The organism is Pseudomonas sp. 3296 (assembly GCF_031456615.1).
In the GTDB taxonomy this organism is placed as follows: domain Bacteria; phylum Pseudomonadota; class Gammaproteobacteria; order Pseudomonadales; family Pseudomonadaceae; genus Aquipseudomonas; species Aquipseudomonas mucoides.
Genome location: NZ_JAVDUY010000006.1, coordinates 227,453 through 242,156 on the forward strand (window position 1 = coordinate 227,453; position 14,704 = coordinate 242,156).

10 protein-coding genes are annotated in these 14,704 nt (G+C 60.3%); all 10 read left to right on the forward strand.

Annotation, left to right across the window (positions count from 1 at the left end):
- Nucleotides 1–7: 7 nt before the first annotated feature.
- The 10 genes from J2X66_RS17825 to J2X66_RS17870 all read left to right on the forward strand — a co-directional run bounded on the left by J2X66_RS17825 (nucleotide 8) and on the right by J2X66_RS17870 (nucleotide 14,480).
- Nucleotides 8–1,072, forward strand: a complete 1,065-nt coding sequence (locus J2X66_RS17825) for a pilus assembly protein PilM (protein WP_310266632.1) — start codon at nucleotides 8–10, stop codon at nucleotides 1,070–1,072.
- Nucleotides 1,072–1,638 carry a PilN domain-containing protein gene (locus J2X66_RS17830; RefSeq protein ID WP_027922099.1) on the forward strand — a complete coding sequence of 189 codons (567 nt, stop codon included), beginning with the start codon at nucleotides 1,072–1,074 and terminating at the stop codon, nucleotides 1,636–1,638. Before J2X66_RS17825 ends, J2X66_RS17830 begins: the two co-directional genes overlap by 1 nt.
- Nucleotides 1,635–2,252 carry a type 4a pilus biogenesis protein PilO gene (gene pilO, locus J2X66_RS17835; protein WP_310266636.1) on the forward strand — a complete coding sequence of 206 codons (618 nt, stop codon included), beginning with the start codon at nucleotides 1,635–1,637 and terminating at the stop codon, nucleotides 2,250–2,252. The genes J2X66_RS17830 and pilO overlap by 4 nt, the downstream gene beginning before the upstream one ends.
- Complete coding sequence (locus J2X66_RS17840) at nucleotides 2,249–2,776, forward strand: pilus assembly protein PilP (protein ID WP_310266639.1); 528 nt, start codon at nucleotides 2,249–2,251, stop codon at nucleotides 2,774–2,776. Before pilO ends, J2X66_RS17840 begins: the two co-directional genes overlap by 4 nt.
- 13 nt (nucleotides 2,777–2,789) lie before the next feature.
- Nucleotides 2,790–4,856 (forward strand): type IV pilus secretin PilQ, encoded by a 2,067-nt coding sequence (gene pilQ, locus J2X66_RS17845; protein WP_310266641.1) that lies wholly within the window; start codon nucleotides 2,790–2,792, stop codon nucleotides 4,854–4,856.
- A 4-nt stretch (nucleotides 4,857–4,860) separates the two neighbouring features.
- Nucleotides 4,861–5,379: a shikimate kinase AroK gene (aroK, locus tag J2X66_RS17850; RefSeq protein ID WP_027922095.1), complete on the forward strand. Its 519-nt coding sequence runs from the start codon at nucleotides 4,861–4,863 to the stop codon at nucleotides 5,377–5,379.
- A gap of 150 nt (nucleotides 5,380–5,529) precedes the next feature.
- Entirely contained in the window at nucleotides 5,530–6,630 is a 1,101-nt protein-coding gene (gene aroB / locus J2X66_RS17855) for a 3-dehydroquinate synthase (RefSeq protein ID WP_310266643.1), read from the forward strand.
- Nucleotides 6,631–6,640: 10 nt separating this feature from the next.
- Complete coding sequence (locus tag J2X66_RS17860) at nucleotides 6,641–8,233, forward strand: AAA family ATPase (protein ID WP_310266645.1); 1,593 nt, start codon at nucleotides 6,641–6,643, stop codon at nucleotides 8,231–8,233.
- A 349-nt stretch (nucleotides 8,234–8,582) separates the two neighbouring features.
- On the forward strand, nucleotides 8,583–13,028 hold the full coding sequence (gltB, locus tag J2X66_RS17865) for a glutamate synthase large subunit (RefSeq protein WP_310266647.1): 4,446 nt from the start codon (nucleotides 8,583–8,585) through the stop codon (nucleotides 13,026–13,028).
- Between the two features lie 33 nt (nucleotides 13,029–13,061).
- Nucleotides 13,062–14,480 carry an FAD-dependent oxidoreductase gene (locus J2X66_RS17870; RefSeq protein WP_123435507.1) on the forward strand — a complete coding sequence of 473 codons (1,419 nt, stop codon included), beginning with the start codon at nucleotides 13,062–13,064 and terminating at the stop codon, nucleotides 14,478–14,480.
- The last annotated feature ends 224 nt before the right edge of the window (nucleotides 14,481–14,704 follow it).

The following is a 14,704-nucleotide window of genomic DNA, read 5'->3' on the forward strand; positions in this document are numbered from 1 at the left end:
ATGGGCAGTGCTAGGACTCTTCAATAAAAAAGCCAACTCGCTGTTGGGGATCGACATCAGTTCCACGTCGGTAAAGCTTCTGGAACTGAGTCGTCAGGGGGACCGTTATCGGGTCGAGGCATACGCGGTAGAGCCGTTGCCGGCCAATGCGGTAGTCGAAAAAAACATCGCTGAGCTCGAGGGTGTCGGGCAGGCGCTCTCTCGTGTGCTGCTCAAGGCCAGAACCAGCCTCAAGAGCGTAGCGGTGGCAGTGGCCGGCTCGGCGGTGATCACCAAGACCATCGAGATGGACGGCGGTCTTTCCGACGACGAGATGGAAAACCAACTCAAGATCGAGGCCGATCAATACATCCCCTATCCGTTGGATGAAGTTGCCATCGACTTCGAAGTCCAGGGCGTGTCCGCACGTAACCCGGAGCGGGTCAATGTGCTGCTGGCCGCCTGTCGCAAGGAAAACGTCGAAGTCCGTGAAGCGGCCCTGGCCTTGGCCGGCCTGACCGCGCGCGTGGTCGATGTCGAGGCTTACGCGCTGGAGCGATCATTCGGCTTGCTCTCGACACAACTGGCCGCCTCCCAGGAGCGCCTGACGGTTGCGGTGGTGGACATTGGCGCGACCATGACCACCCTCAGCGTGCTGCACAACGGCAAGATCATTTATACCCGCGAGCAATTGTTCGGGGGGCGGCAGCTGACCGAGGAAATTCAGCGACGGTATGGCCTGACGGTCGAGCAGGCCGGGCTGGCGAAGAAGCAGGGCGGATTGCCAGACGACTACGTCAGCGAAGTCTTGCAGCCGTTTCGCGAGGCGCTGGTACAGCAGGTTTCGCGCTCGTTGCAGTTCTTCTTTGCCTCTGGCCAGTACAACGCGGTCGATCACATACTGCTGGCCGGTGGCACGGCGTCGGTGTCGGGGCTGGACCGGTTGATCGAACAGCGCCTGGATACGCCGACTCAGGTGGCCAACCCGTTCGCCAACATGGCCTTGAGCAGCAAGGTCAACGCCAGCGCGCTGGCTAGCGATGCACCAGCCTTGATGATCGCGTGCGGGCTCGCCCTCAGGAGTTTCGACTGATGGCGCGGATCAATCTTTTACCTTGGCGCGAAGAGCTGCGGGAAGAACGCCGCAAACGCTTTTTGCTGACGTTGGTCGGCGTGCTGCTGTGTTCCGTGGGGGGCGTACTGGTCGCGGACCAGTTCATCAGTGGAGCCATTGATCGGCAGGCTGCCCGTAACGCCTACATCGGCAAGCAGATCGCAGTGGTCGACGAGCGGATCGCACAGATCAGTGATCTGAAAGCCCGACGCCAGCAACTGGTCGAACGCATGCGCATTATCCAGGACCTGCAAGGAAACCGGCCGATCAGCGGCCGGATCTTCGATCAATTGGCGCGCACGCTGCCGGACGGTGTGTATTTCACTGAAGTGAAAATGGTCGGCAAAACCCTGTCCATCACCGGCGCGGCGGAGTCGAACAATCGCGTGTCAGACCTGATGCGCAACCTGGATGCGTCCGACTGGTTCGATGCCCCCAGTCTTACCGAGGTCAAGGCGACGACCGCCGGTCAGCTGGATCAGGCCAATGTCTTTCAGCTGACCGTTCGCCAGACCCAGCCCGCTGCCGTGGAGGAGGATAAATGAGTCCGTCTCAATGGCTGGAAGGGTTGCGCAATGTTGATCTCAACGATCTGGACACCAGCAACATGGGTTCCTGGCCGCCAGCGATCAAGGCCGTGGTGGCTGTTTTGCTCATGCTGTTGGTGTTGGCGCTGGGGTACACCTTTTACCTCAGTGATCTCGAAGACCAGCTCAACCTGACGCGCGAGGAAGAGTCGACCCTCAAGGAACAGTTCGCGACCAAGGCCCACATGGCGGCGAATCTGGAGCTGTACACCCAGCAAATGAAGGAGATGGAAACGTCCTTTGGCATGCTGCTGCGGCAATTGCCCAGCGACACCGAGGTTCCCGGCCTGCTGGAGGACATCACCCGCACGGGGCTGGGCAGCGGACTGGAGTTTGAAGAGATCAAACTGCTGCCGGAAGTCACCCAGCCGTTCTACATCGAACTGCCGATCCAGATCACGGTGACTGGTGCCTATCACGACCTGGCGACCTTCGTCAGTGGCGTGGCCGGGCTGCCTCGGATCGTGACACTGCATGATTTCGACATCGCGCCGGCCAGCCCTGAAGGTGGTCCGAAGTTGCGCATGAGCATCCTTGCCAAGACCTATCGCTACAACGGGGCGCAGAAATGAGTCCGCTTCGTTGTGTATCGATGGTGGTGGTGTTCGCCAGCCTGGCCGCGTGTGGCAGCGATAACGACCTCGGCGACCTGGATGCCTACATGAACGAAGTGCGCCTGCGGGCTCCGGGCAAAATTGAACCAACGCCGACGTTTCGGTCTTACCCAACGTTCACCTACAACGCCGCCAACTTGCGCAGCCCGTTTTCCCGGCAGGTCAGAGTGGACCTGGCAGGCCAGAAACGCGGCTCGCGCAACGTCAAACCCGACCCCAATCGGATCAAGCAGTACCTCGAAGGATTCAACATCGAGCAGTTTGAAATGGTCGGCACGATCTCCAATGCCTCTGGCTCCTTTGCACTGTTGCGCGGGGCGGGCGGGGTGCATCGGCTGAAAGTCGGTGATTACCTGGGGCGTAACGATGGGCGGATCGTCGCCATCAGCGGCTCACAAGTCGATGTGGTCGAAATCGTTCCCGATGGCGAGGGTGCCTGGCTGGAGCGACCACGGACCCTTCCTTTGAAAGAGCACTCATAGTGGAACTCGAATAATGAACAGGACTTTCTCAACCCTCGGCATTTCGCTATGGATAGCGTTGGTGTCTCCGATGGTGCTGGCGACCAACCTCAAAGCGCTGGATGTTGCCGCGCTACCGGGTGATCGCGTCGAGTTGAAGCTGTCTTTCGATGGGCCGCCACCGGTGCCCGACGGTTACACGACCGAACAGCCGGCGCGGATTGCACTGGACCTGCCCGGTGTGGTCAGTCAGTTGAAGAGCAAGACTCGCGATCTCGGTGGCGGCAATGCCCGCAGTGCCACGGTGGTCGAGGCCAACGACCGCACACGATTGATCATTAACCTGACGCAGTTGACGCCGTATAACGCGAGGGTCGAAGGCAACAACCTGTTGGTGGTGGTCGGGCAGGGGGCCAACAGCAAGGCATCGAAACCGGCGCCTCGCGCCGCGGTAGCAACACCGGCGCCGGCTAAAACCTACGCCGCTTCGAGCAAAACCATTCGCGGCGTCGACTTCCAGCGCGGCACCCAGGGCGAAGGCAATGTGGTCATCGACCTGTCGGATCCGTCCATCGCACCAGACATCCAGGAACACGAAGGCAAGATCATCCTCGGTTTTGCCAGGACACAATTGCCCGAAAAGTTGCGTGTGCGCCTCGACGTCAAGGATTTCGCCACTCCGGTGCAATTCGTCAACGCCGTCGCCACTGGCGACCGGGCCACGATCACCATCGAGCCTGGCGGCGCGTTCGACTATTCGACCTATCAGACCGACAACAAGCTGACCGTCAGCATCCGGCCGATGACGGTCGACGATCTGCAAAAGCGCAACGCAGAGCGTTTCGCCTACACCGGCGAAAAACTCTCGCTGAACTTCCAGGACATCGACGTGCGCTCGGTGCTGCAACTGATCGCCGATTTCACCAACCTCAATCTGGTGGCCAGCGACACCGTGCAGGGCGGCATCACGTTGCGGTTGCAAAACGTGCCGTGGGATCAGGCGCTGGACCTGGTGCTGAAAACCAAGGGCCTGGACAAGCGCAAGATCGGTAACGTGCTGTTAGTGGCGCCGGCGGATGAAATCGCCGCCCGGGAACGCCAGGAACTGGAATCACAGAAGCAGATCTCCGAACTGGCGCCGCTGCGCCGCGAGCTGTTGCAGGTCAACTACGCCAAGGCGGCGGACATTGCCAAGTTGTTCACTTCAGTGACCAGTGCCGAGGCGAAAGCCGACGAGCGGGGGTCGATCACAGTTGATGAGCGCACCAACAACATCATTGCTTACCAGCCCCAGGACCGTCTCGATGAGCTTCGCCGCATCGTCACGCAACTGGACATCCCGGTTCGCCAGGTGATGATCGAAGCGCGAATCGTCGAAGCCAACGTCGATTACGACAAAAGCCTCGGCGTGCGCTGGGGTGGTTCGGTGCGGAACAGGGGCAACTGGAATACGTCCGGGGCCAGCGATGGGAGGACCATCGGCACGCCGGAAAGTACCAGTACCAACTCGTCGTTTGTCGACATGGGTGCAGCAGGCAGCACCTCGGGCATCGGCATCGCCTTCATCACCGACAACGTGTTGCTGGACCTGGAGCTGACGGCGATGGAGAAAACCGGCAACGGCGAAATCGTCTCGCAGCCCAAGGTGGTCACGTCCGACAAGGAAACCGCAAAAATCCTCAAGGGCACGGAGATTCCCTATCAGGAAGCCAGCTCCAGTGGCGCAACTTCGGTGTCTTTCAAGGAGGCCTCGCTGTCGCTGGAAGTAACGCCGCAGATCACCCCGGATAATCGGATCATCATGGAGGTCAAGGTCACCAAGGACGAACCGGACTACCTGAACAAGGTGCAGGATGTGCCGCCGATCAAGAAAAACGAGGTCAATGCCAAGGTCCTGGTCAACGATGGCGAGACCATCGTCATTGGCGGGGTTTTCTCAAATACTCAAAGCAAGGTTGTAGATAAGGTGCCATTTCTCGGCGATGTGCCGTATCTTGGCCGCCTTTTCCGGCGTGACGTGGTTTCGGAGAAAAAATCCGAGCTGCTGGTATTTCTCACTCCGCGTATCATGAACAACCAGGCGATTGCTGTGAGTCATTGATTCTGTGCGAAATTTGATCCTTGTTGGACCGATGGGCGCTGGTAAAAGCACCATCGGCCGGTTGCTGGCCAAAGAGCTGCGCCTGCCGTTCAAAGATTCCGATAAGGAAATTGAATTGCGCACGGGCGCCAATATCCCGTGGATTTTCGATAAAGAAGGCGAACCGGGCTTTCGTGACCGCGAGCAGGCAATGATTGCCGAGCTGTGCGGCTGCGATGGCGTGGTATTGGCAACCGGTGGCGGTGCAGTCATGCGTGAAGCCAATCGTCGGGCGCTGCATGCCGGTGGTCGGGTGGTCTACTTGCATGCTTCTGTCGAGCAGCAAGTCGGCCGAACTGCCCGTGACCGCAATCGCCCCCTGTTGCGTACCGCTGATCCGGCCAAGACCCTGCGGGATCTCCTGGCAATCCGCGATCCGCTGTATCGGGAAATCGCCGACCTGGTGGTTGAAACCGATGAGCGGCCGCCGCGAATGGTGGTGCTCGACATCCTCGAACGCTTGCAGCAGCTACCGCCCCGTTAATGCGCAGCGCGAAATGCGCTATCCTCGGCGTCCTGTCATGACCGCTCCAGGTTATGGCAGATGGCTACCGAACGGCGTCACACCAGCGGGTGCCGTGGACATTCGATAACTCAAGGCAGGACGCCTGATTCATCTTCACTGTGGGGACACATGCAGACACTCAAGGTCGATCTAGGCGAGCGCAGCTACCCGATTCACATTGGCGAAGGTTTGTTGGATCAGCCTGAGCTGCTGGCCCCGCATATTCGCGGACGGCAAGTAGCGATCATCTCCAACGAGACCGTTGCACCGCTCTACCTCGAACGTCTGACCCGCAGCCTGGCGCAGTTCTCGGTGATTTCCGTTGTCCTGCCTGACGGCGAGGCCTTCAAGACCTGGGAAACCCTGCAACTGATTTTCGACGGCCTGCTGACCGCACGGCACGACCGCCGCACCACCGTGATTGCCCTCGGTGGCGGCGTGATCGGTGACATGGCCGGGTTTGCTGCCGCCTGTTACCAGCGCGGCGTTGATTTCATTCAAGTGCCGACCACGTTGCTGTCGCAAGTTGACTCTTCGGTGGGCGGCAAGACCGGTATCAACCATCCGCTGGGCAAGAACATGGTCGGCGCGTTCTATCAGCCGAACGTGGTGCTGATCGATACAGCGACCCTCAATACCCTGCCGGCCCGCGAACTGTCCGCTGGCCTGGCTGAAGTCATCAAGTACGGACTGATCTGCGACGAGCCGTTCCTGACCTGGCTCGAAGAAAACGTTGATCGCCTGCGTGCCCTGGATCAGGTCGCCCTGACCTATGCCATCGAACGCTCCTGCGCCGCCAAGGCTGCAGTGGTCGGCGCCGACGAAAAAGAGACCGGTGTTCGCGCCACATTGAACCTCGGTCATACGTTTGGCCACGCCATCGAAACCCACATGGGCTATGGTGTCTGGCTTCACGGTGAGGCCGTCGCTACTGGCACCGTGATGGCTTTGGAGATGTCGGCGCGACTGGGCTGGATCAGCGAGCAAGAACGTGATCGCGGTATTCGCCTGTTCCAGCGTGCCGGCCTGCCGGTCATCCCGCCAGCAGAGATGACCGAAGCCGATTTCCTTGAACACATGGCAATTGACAAGAAAGTGATCGACGGTCGTTTGCGCCTGGTGCTGCTGCGCCACATGGGCGAAGCGGTGGTGACCGACGATTATCCGAAAGAGATTTTACAGGCCACGCTGGGAGCGGATTACCGCGCCCTGGCTCAGCTGAAAGGTTAATAAGATCCCGATGACTAGTTTGCATGCCGACGAGGCTTTCCTCGGCCATTACCAGTTGAGTCATGACCCTTTTGCTCCACGGGTACCTGGCTTCAAATTTTTCCCGGCCCAGCGCAAACCGGTGCTGGGGCAACTGCATCACCTGGCGCGTTATAGCCAGCTGCTGCTGGTGGTCACGGGCCCGCAAGGCAGTGGCAAGACCCTGTTGCGCCAGGCTCTGGTAGCCAGCACCAACAAGCAGTCGGTGCAGAGCGTGGTGGTTTCCGCTCGCGGGGCCGGCGATTCGGCCGGCATCTTGCGCCAGGTCGCTCAATCGCTGAACGTCGAACAGGCCGAGATCGGCGCGATTCTGGCGCAAGTGGTGCAACTCGCGTTGACCGGTCAGGAAGTCTATTTGCTGGTGGATGACGCCGAGCAGCTCGACGAGTCCGCGCTGGAAGCCCTCATGGCTCTGGCGGCCGGCGCACCGGAAGGTCGCCCGCACGTGTTCCTGTTTGGCGAGTCGTCGCTGATCGCTCAGCTTGAGGCGCTGAGCCTTGAGGAAGAGCGCTTCCACGTCATCGAGCTGCAGCCTTACACCGAAGAAGAAACCCGCGAATATCTGGATCAGCGCCTCGAAGGTGCCGGTCGGGGTATCGAACTTTTCACCGCGGATCAGATCTCTGATATTCACGAAAGCTCCGACGGTTGGCCTGGCAACATCAATCAGGTCGCCCGCGATGCAATGATCGAAGCCATGATTGCCAGCCGCTCAGCGGTGAAGCGTCCAAGTATGGGGTTTAACATGCCGAAGAAACACGTATTGGCGATTTCCGCCGTAGTCGTGGTCGCGGTAGCCGCCGCCTGGTTGATGCCGGGCCGCAGCAAAGCGCCGACCACCGGCGCACCTGCCAACGAACAGGCACAACTGCCGCTTGGCCAGGGTTCGCCACAGCCTAACGGCGGTGCACCATCCGTCGAATTCGCCGGTAACTCGCAGCCGATGCCATTGCCGCTGGTCGGCAACTCGCAACCGGTCATGCGCGGTCCATTGGCCGAAGCAGCCGGTGGCATCACCGAAGGCGACGATGGCGTACCGGTTGAGGGTTCCAGCGCGACTCCGCCAACCGTGACCACTGTCGCACCGCCAGCAGGCATTCAGCCAGGCCCTGCGCCGACGCCGGCCGCTAAACCGGTACCAGCGCCGACTCAGGTCGCCACCGCCAAGCCAGCCCCGGCTGCGCCTGCCGTGAAACCGGCTCCCGCGCCAGCCAAGCCAGCCGCTGTGGCTGCCGCCAAGCCTGCCGAGAAGCCAGCCCCTGCCGCCAAGGCCGCGGGTGGCACCTGGTACGCCGGTCAGCCGACCAGCAACTACGTGGTGCAGATTCTCGGCACCAGCTCCGAAACGACTGCGCAAAACTTCGTGAAAGAGCAGGGCGGCGAGTACCGTTATTTCAAGAAAGTCCTCAACGGCAAGCCGCTTTACGTCATCACCTACGGTAACTTCGCCAACCGCGATGCAGCCGTTACCGCCATCAAGGCCTTGCCAGCGAAGGTTCAGGCTGGTAAACCTTGGCCTCGCACTGTCGCCAGCGTCCAACAGGAACTGGCTACAACTCGCTGAAGATTCGGCGGCCTTACCCAGGCCGCCTCTCCCGGCACCTCAAAATTTCTACAAGTGCATGCCGCCTCTACAGGCCGCGTGCCTTGTGGTGTCTGCGTCACAGTAGTCTTTGAGTCGTGCGGTCAAAATTAAAAAAGTTTTGACTAGCACAGCAGATCGCTTTAAACCTTTCACAAATGCGACATAGATTTGCGACAGTTCGTCGTCAAATTTGTGAGCGTAAGTGTCGGTGTGTACAATGACCTCCCTTTTGCTCCCGCAAAGCTGACGAACGTTCGGCGTGGATGGCAAGTGGTTGAATTGAAAAGAAATTTGCCTCGATAAGAGGCAGCCTGGTGAGAAAGTGTCTATGAAAGCAGGTCTGTACCAACCAGATGAATTCAAGGATAACTGCGGTTTCGGCCTCATAGCCCATATGCAGGGCGAGCCCAGTCATACCCTTTTGCAAACGGCCATTGAGGCCCTGACCTGCATGACCCACCGCGGTGGGATCAACGCCGACGGCAAGACCGGTGACGGTTGCGGTCTGCTGATTCAAAAGCCGGACGTGTTCCTGCGTGCCATCGCCCAGGAAACCTTCGGCGTCACACTGCCCAAGCAATATGCTGTGGGCATGGTCTTCTTCAACCAGGACCCGGTAAAAGCCGAAGCCGCTCGCGAGAACATGAACCGCGAGATCCTTGCGGCCGGCCTGACCCTCGTCGGCTGGCGCAAAGTGCCGATCGACACCAGCGTCCTCGGCCGCCTGGCCCTTGAGCGCCTGCCGCAGATCGAACAAGTGTTCATCGGCGGTGAAGGCCTGAGCGATCAGGACATGGCCGTCAAACTGTTCACGTCCCGTCGTCGCTCGTCGGTGGCCAACGCCGCCGATACCGACCACTACGTCTGCAGCTTTTCGCACAAGACCATTATTTATAAAGGCCTGATGATGCCGGCGGACTTGACCGCCTTCTATCCAGACCTCAGCGATGAGCGCCTGCAGACGTCGATTTGCGTGTTCCACCAGCGCTTCTCCACCAACACCCTGCCGAAATGGCCGCTGGCTCAACCGTTCCGCTTCCTGGCGCACAACGGCGAGATCAACACCATCACCGGCAACCGCAACTGGGCCGTAGCCCGTCGCACCAAGTTCACCAACGATCTGATGGACCTGGAAGAGCTCGGCCCGCTGGTCAACCGCGTCGGTTCCGACTCCTCCAGCATGGACAACATGCTCGAACTGATGGTCACCGGTGGCATCGACCTGTTCCGTGGCGTGCGGATGATCATTCCGCCTGCGTGGCAGAACGTCGAAACCATGGACCCGGATCTGCGTGCGTTCTACGAATACAACTCCATGCACATGGAACCGTGGGACGGCCCGGCCGGCGTGGTCATGACCGACGGTCGCTACGCGGTGTGCCTGCTCGACCGTAACGGTCTGCGTCCGGCGCGTTGGGTCACCACCAAGAACGGTTTCATCACCCTGGCGTCCGAAATCGGTGTCTGGAACTACCAGCCTGAAGACGTGATCGCCAAGGGCCGCGTTGGCCCGGGCCAGATCTTTGCCGTGGACACCGAGACCGGTCAGATCCTCGACACCGATGCCATCGATAACCGCCTCAAGTCCCGTCATCCGTACAAGCAATGGCTGCGCAAGAATGCCCTGCGCATCCAGGCGACCATGGAAGACAACGACCACGGTTCGGCCTTCTACGACGTCGATCAGCTCAAGCAGTACATGAAGATGTACCAGGTCACTTTCGAAGAACGTGATCAGGTGCTGCGTCCGCTCGGCGAGCAAGGCTACGAAGCCGTCGGCTCGATGGGCGACGATACCCCGATGGCCGTGCTGTCCCAGCGCGTGCGCACGCCGTACGACTATTTCCGCCAGCAGTTCGCGCAGGTCACCAACCCGCCGATCGACCCGCTGCGCGAAGCCATCGTCATGTCGCTGGAGATCTGCCTCGGTGCCGAGCGCAACATCTTCCAGGAGTCGCCGGAACACGCCTCGCGTGTGATCCTCAGCTCGCCGGTCATTTCCCCGGCCAAGTGGCGTTCGCTGATGAACCTCGATCGTCCGGGCTTCGAGCGCGCGATCATCGACCTCAACTACGACGAAAGCGTCGGCCTCGAAGCGGCGATCCGTAACGTTGCCGATCAGGCTGAAGAAGCCGTGCGCGCCGGTCGTACTCAGGTTGTACTGAGTGACCGTCACATTGCCCCGGGCAAGTTGCCGATCCACGCTTCCCTGGCCACCGGCGCGGTGCACCACCGCCTGACCGAAAAAGGCCTGCGTTGCGACTCCAACATCCTCGTGGAAACCGCGACCGCTCGCGATCCGCATCACTTCGCCGTGTTGATCGGTTTTGGTGCCTCGGCGGTCTATCCGTTCCTGGCCTACGAAGTGCTGGGCGACCTGATCCGTACCGGTGAAGTGCTGGGCGACCTCTATGAGGTGTTCAAGAACTACCGCAAAGGCATCACCAAAGGTCTGTTGAAGATCCTGTCGAAGATGGGCATCTCGACCATCACGTCGTACCGCGGTGCGCAATTGTTCGAAGCCATCGGCCTGTCTGAAGAAGTCTGCGACCTGAGCTTCCGTGGCGTACCGAGCCGCATCAAAGGTGCGCGTTTCATCGACATCGAAGCCGAGCAGAAAGCCCTGGCGGCCGAAGCCTGGAGCCCGCGCAAGCCAATCCAGCAGGGCGGTTTGCTGAAGTTCGTCCACGGTGGCGAATATCACGCGTACAACCCGGACGTGGTCAACACCCTGCAAGCCGCTGTGCAGCAGGGCGACTACAGCAAGTTCAAGGAATACACGGCGCTGGTGGACAACCGTCCGGTGTCGATGATTCGCGATTTGTTCAAGGTCAAAACCCTGGACACGCCGCTGGACATCAGCGAGATCGAACCGCTGGAATCGGTGCTCAAGCGCTTCGACTCCGCCGGTATCTCGTTGGGCGCCCTGTCGCCGGAAGCCCACGAAGCCCTGGCCGAAGCCATGAACCGTCTCGGTGCGCGTTCCAACTCCGGCGAAGGCGGCGAAGACCCGGCGCGTTACGGCACCATCAAAAGCTCGAAAATCAAGCAGGTTGCGACTGGCCGCTTTGGTGTGACCCCGGAATACCTGGTCAACGCTGAAGTACTGCAGATCAAAGTCGCTCAGGGCGCCAAGCCCGGCGAAGGTGGTCAGTTGCCGGGTGGCAAGGTCAACGGTCTGATCGCCAAGCTGCGTTACGCAGTGCCGGGCGTGACCCTGATCTCGCCTCCACCGCACCACGACATCTATTCGATCGAAGACTTGTCGCAGCTGATTTTCGACCTGAAACAAGTCAACCCGAAGGCCCTGGTCTCGGTGAAGCTGGTTGCAGAAGCGGGCGTCGGCACCATCGCCGCCGGTGTGGCCAAGGCCTATGCGGACTTGATCACCATTTCCGGCTACGACGGTGGTACCGGTGCATCGCCGCTGACCTCGATCAAATACGCGGGCGCTCCGTGGGAACTCGGCCTGGCCGAAACCCACCAGACCCTGCGCGGCAACGACCTGCGCGGCAAAGTCCGGGTACAAACCGACGGCGGCCTGAAAACCGGCCTCGACGTGATCAAGGCTGCGATCCTTGGCGCTGAAAGCTTCGGCTTCGGCACCGCGCCAATGATCGCGCTGGGCTGCAAATACCTGCGTATCTGCCACCTGAACAACTGCGCCACCGGCGTCGCGACTCAGAACGAGAAGCTGCGCAAGGATCACTACATCGGCACCGTCGACATGGTGGTGAATTTCTTCACCTACGTCGCCGAAGAAACCCGTGAGTGGCTGGCCAAGCTGGGCGTGCGCTCCCTCGAAGAGCTGATCGGCCGTACCGATCTGCTGGAAGTCCTCGAAGGCCAGACCGCCAAGCAGCAACACCTGGACCTGACGCCGTTGCTCGGCAGCGATCACATCCCGGCAGACAAACCTCAGTTCTGCCAGGTCGACCGCAACCCGCCGTTCGACAAAGGCCTGCTGGCCGAGAAAATGGTCGACATGGCCACCTCGGCCATCAACGACATGAGCGGCGCCGATTTCGCCCTGGATATCTGCAACTGCGACCGTTCGATCGGCGCACGGATCTCAGGTGAAATCGCGCGCAAGCACGGCAACCAAGGCATGGCGAACGCGCCGATCACCTTCCGCTTCAAAGGGACGGCCGGTCAGAGCTTCGGCGTGTGGAACGCCGGCGGCCTGAACATGTACCTGGAAGGCGATGCCAACGACTACGTCGGCAAAGGCATGACCGGCGGCAAGCTGGTCATCGTTCCGCCAAAGGGCAGCGTCTACAAGACTCAGGACAGTGCCATCATCGGCAACACCTGCCTGTACGGCGCCACTGGGGGCAAGTTGTTCGCCGCCGGCACCGCGGGCGAGCGTTTCGCCGTGCGTAACTCCGGTGCTCACACCGTGGTGGAAGGCACGGGCGATCACTGCTGCGAGTACATGACCGGTGGTTTCGTCTGCGTATTGGGCAAGACCGGTTACAACTTCGGCTCAGGCATGACCGGCGGTTTCGCCTACGTGCTCGACCAGGACAACACCTTTGTTGACCGGGTCAACCACGAACTGGTGGAAATCCAGCGGATCAGCGGTGAGGCGATGGAAGCCTATCGCAGCCACTTGCAACGCGTGCTGAACGAATACGTCGAGGAAACCGACAGCGAATGGGGTCGTAACCTTGCTGAAAACCTCGATGACTATCTGCGCCGTTTCTGGCTGGTCAAGCCCAAGGCTGCCAACCTGAAATCGTTGCTTTCCAGCACCCGTGCCAACCCGCAGTGATATGCGCCTGAAGAGTTTGATGAGGTTTTAACAATGGCTGAACGTCTGAATAACGACTTCCAGTTCATCGATGTCGGGCGCAAAGATCCGAAGAAGAAACTGTTGCGTCAACGCAAGAAAGAGTTCGTGGAGATCTACGAACCCTTCAAACCCCAGCATTCGGCCGATCAGGCCCACCGCTGCCTGGGTTGCGGTAACCCGTATTGCGAATGGAAGTGCCCGGTGCACAACTTCATTCCCAACTGGCTGAAGCTGGTGGCCGAGGGCAACATCCTCCAGGCCGCCGAGCTGTCGCACCAGACCAACACCCTGCCGGAAGTCTGCGGCCGCGTGTGCCCGCAGGATCGTCTGTGCGAGGGTGCCTGCACCCTCAACGACGGTTTCGGCGCGGTCACCATCGGTTCGGTGGAGAAGTACATCACCGACACTGCGTTCGCCATGGGCTGGCGTCCGGACATGTCCAAGGTCAAGCCAACCGGCAAGCGCGTCGCAATCATCGGTGCAGGCCCTGCGGGCCTGGGGTGTGCCGACGTGCTGGTACGTGGCGGCGTGACTCCGGTGGTGTTCGACAAGAACCCGGAAATCGGTGGCTTGCTGACCTTTGGCATCCCCGAGTTCAAGCTGGAAAAGACCGTGCTGAGCAATCGTCGCGAAGTCTTCACCGGCATGGGCATCGAGTTCCGCCTGAACACCGAAGTGGGTAAGGACGTGACCGTCGAGCAGCTGCTCGAAGAATACGATGCCGTGTTCATGGGCATGGGCACCTACACCTACATGAAGGGCGGCTTTGCCGGTGAGGACCTGCCGGGCGTGCACGACGCGCTCGACTTCCTGATCGCCAACGTCAACCGCAACCTGGGCTTTGAAAAGTCGCCGGAAGATTTCGTCGACATGAAAGGCAAGAAGGTCGTGGTACTCGGCGGTGGCGACACGGCGATGGACTGCAACCGTACGTCGATCCGTCAGGGCGCCAAGTCGGTGACCTGTGCGTACCGTCGTGATGAAGCGAACATGCCGGGCTCGCGTAAAGAAGTGAAAAACGCCAAGGAAGAAGGGGTGAAATTCCTCTACAACCGCCAGCCGATCGCCATCGTCGGTGAAGACCGTGTCGAAGGCGTGAAAGTGGTCGAGACCCGTCTCGGCGCACCGGACGCCCGTGGCCGTCGCAGCCCTGAGCCGATCCCGGGGTCCGAAGAGATCATCCCGGCCGACGCCGTGGTCATCGCTTTCGGTTTCCGCCCAAGCCCGGCGCCGTGGTTCGAACAGTTCGACATCCAGACCGACAGTCAGGGCCGCGTTGTGGCGCCGGAACAAGGCAAGTTCAAGCACCAGACCAGCAACCCGAAAATCTTCGCCGGTGGCGACATGGTTCGCGGTTCTGACCTGGTGGTGACGGCGATCTTCGAAGGCCGCAATGCCGCCGAAGGGATCCTGGATTACCTGGGCGTTTAACCCCTCCGCTGATCGTTCCCACGCTCTGCGTGGGAATGCAGCAAGGGACGCTCCGCGTCCCAAAAGGCGTGACGCCGAGCGTCACAGGAGGCGTTACCACGCAGAGCGTGGGAACGATCTTTTGTTGCCGAAACCGCGACAAATTGACCCGATAGACAAAAGGCTGACCTGCAACCGTGCCTTTTGCGTCGCGCTCTGAGAAAATGCCCGCACTTTTTTTCCGG

Bases quoted from the DNA above. Each gene is read 5' to 3' on its own strand.
- aroB (WP_310266643.1), top strand. From the start codon at position 5,530: ATGCAGACACTCAAGGTCGATCTAGGCGAGCGCAGCTACCCGATTCAC.
- J2X66_RS17860 (WP_310266645.1), top strand. From the start codon at position 6,641: ATGACTAGTTTGCATGCCGACGAGGCTTTCCTCGGCCATTACCAGTTG.
- gltB (WP_310266647.1), top strand. From the start codon at position 8,583: ATGAAAGCAGGTCTGTACCAACCAGATGAATTCAAGGATAACTGCGGT.
- pilQ (WP_310266641.1), top strand. From the start codon at position 2,790: ATGAACAGGACTTTCTCAACCCTCGGCATTTCGCTATGGATAGCGTTG.
- J2X66_RS17870 (WP_123435507.1), top strand. From the start codon at position 13,062: ATGGCTGAACGTCTGAATAACGACTTCCAGTTCATCGATGTCGGGCGC.
- pilO (WP_310266636.1), top strand. From the start codon at position 1,635: ATGAGTCCGTCTCAATGGCTGGAAGGGTTGCGCAATGTTGATCTCAAC.
- J2X66_RS17830 (WP_027922099.1), top strand. From the start codon at position 1,072: ATGGCGCGGATCAATCTTTTACCTTGGCGCGAAGAGCTGCGGGAAGAA.
- J2X66_RS17840 (WP_310266639.1), top strand. From the start codon at position 2,249: ATGAGTCCGCTTCGTTGTGTATCGATGGTGGTGGTGTTCGCCAGCCTG.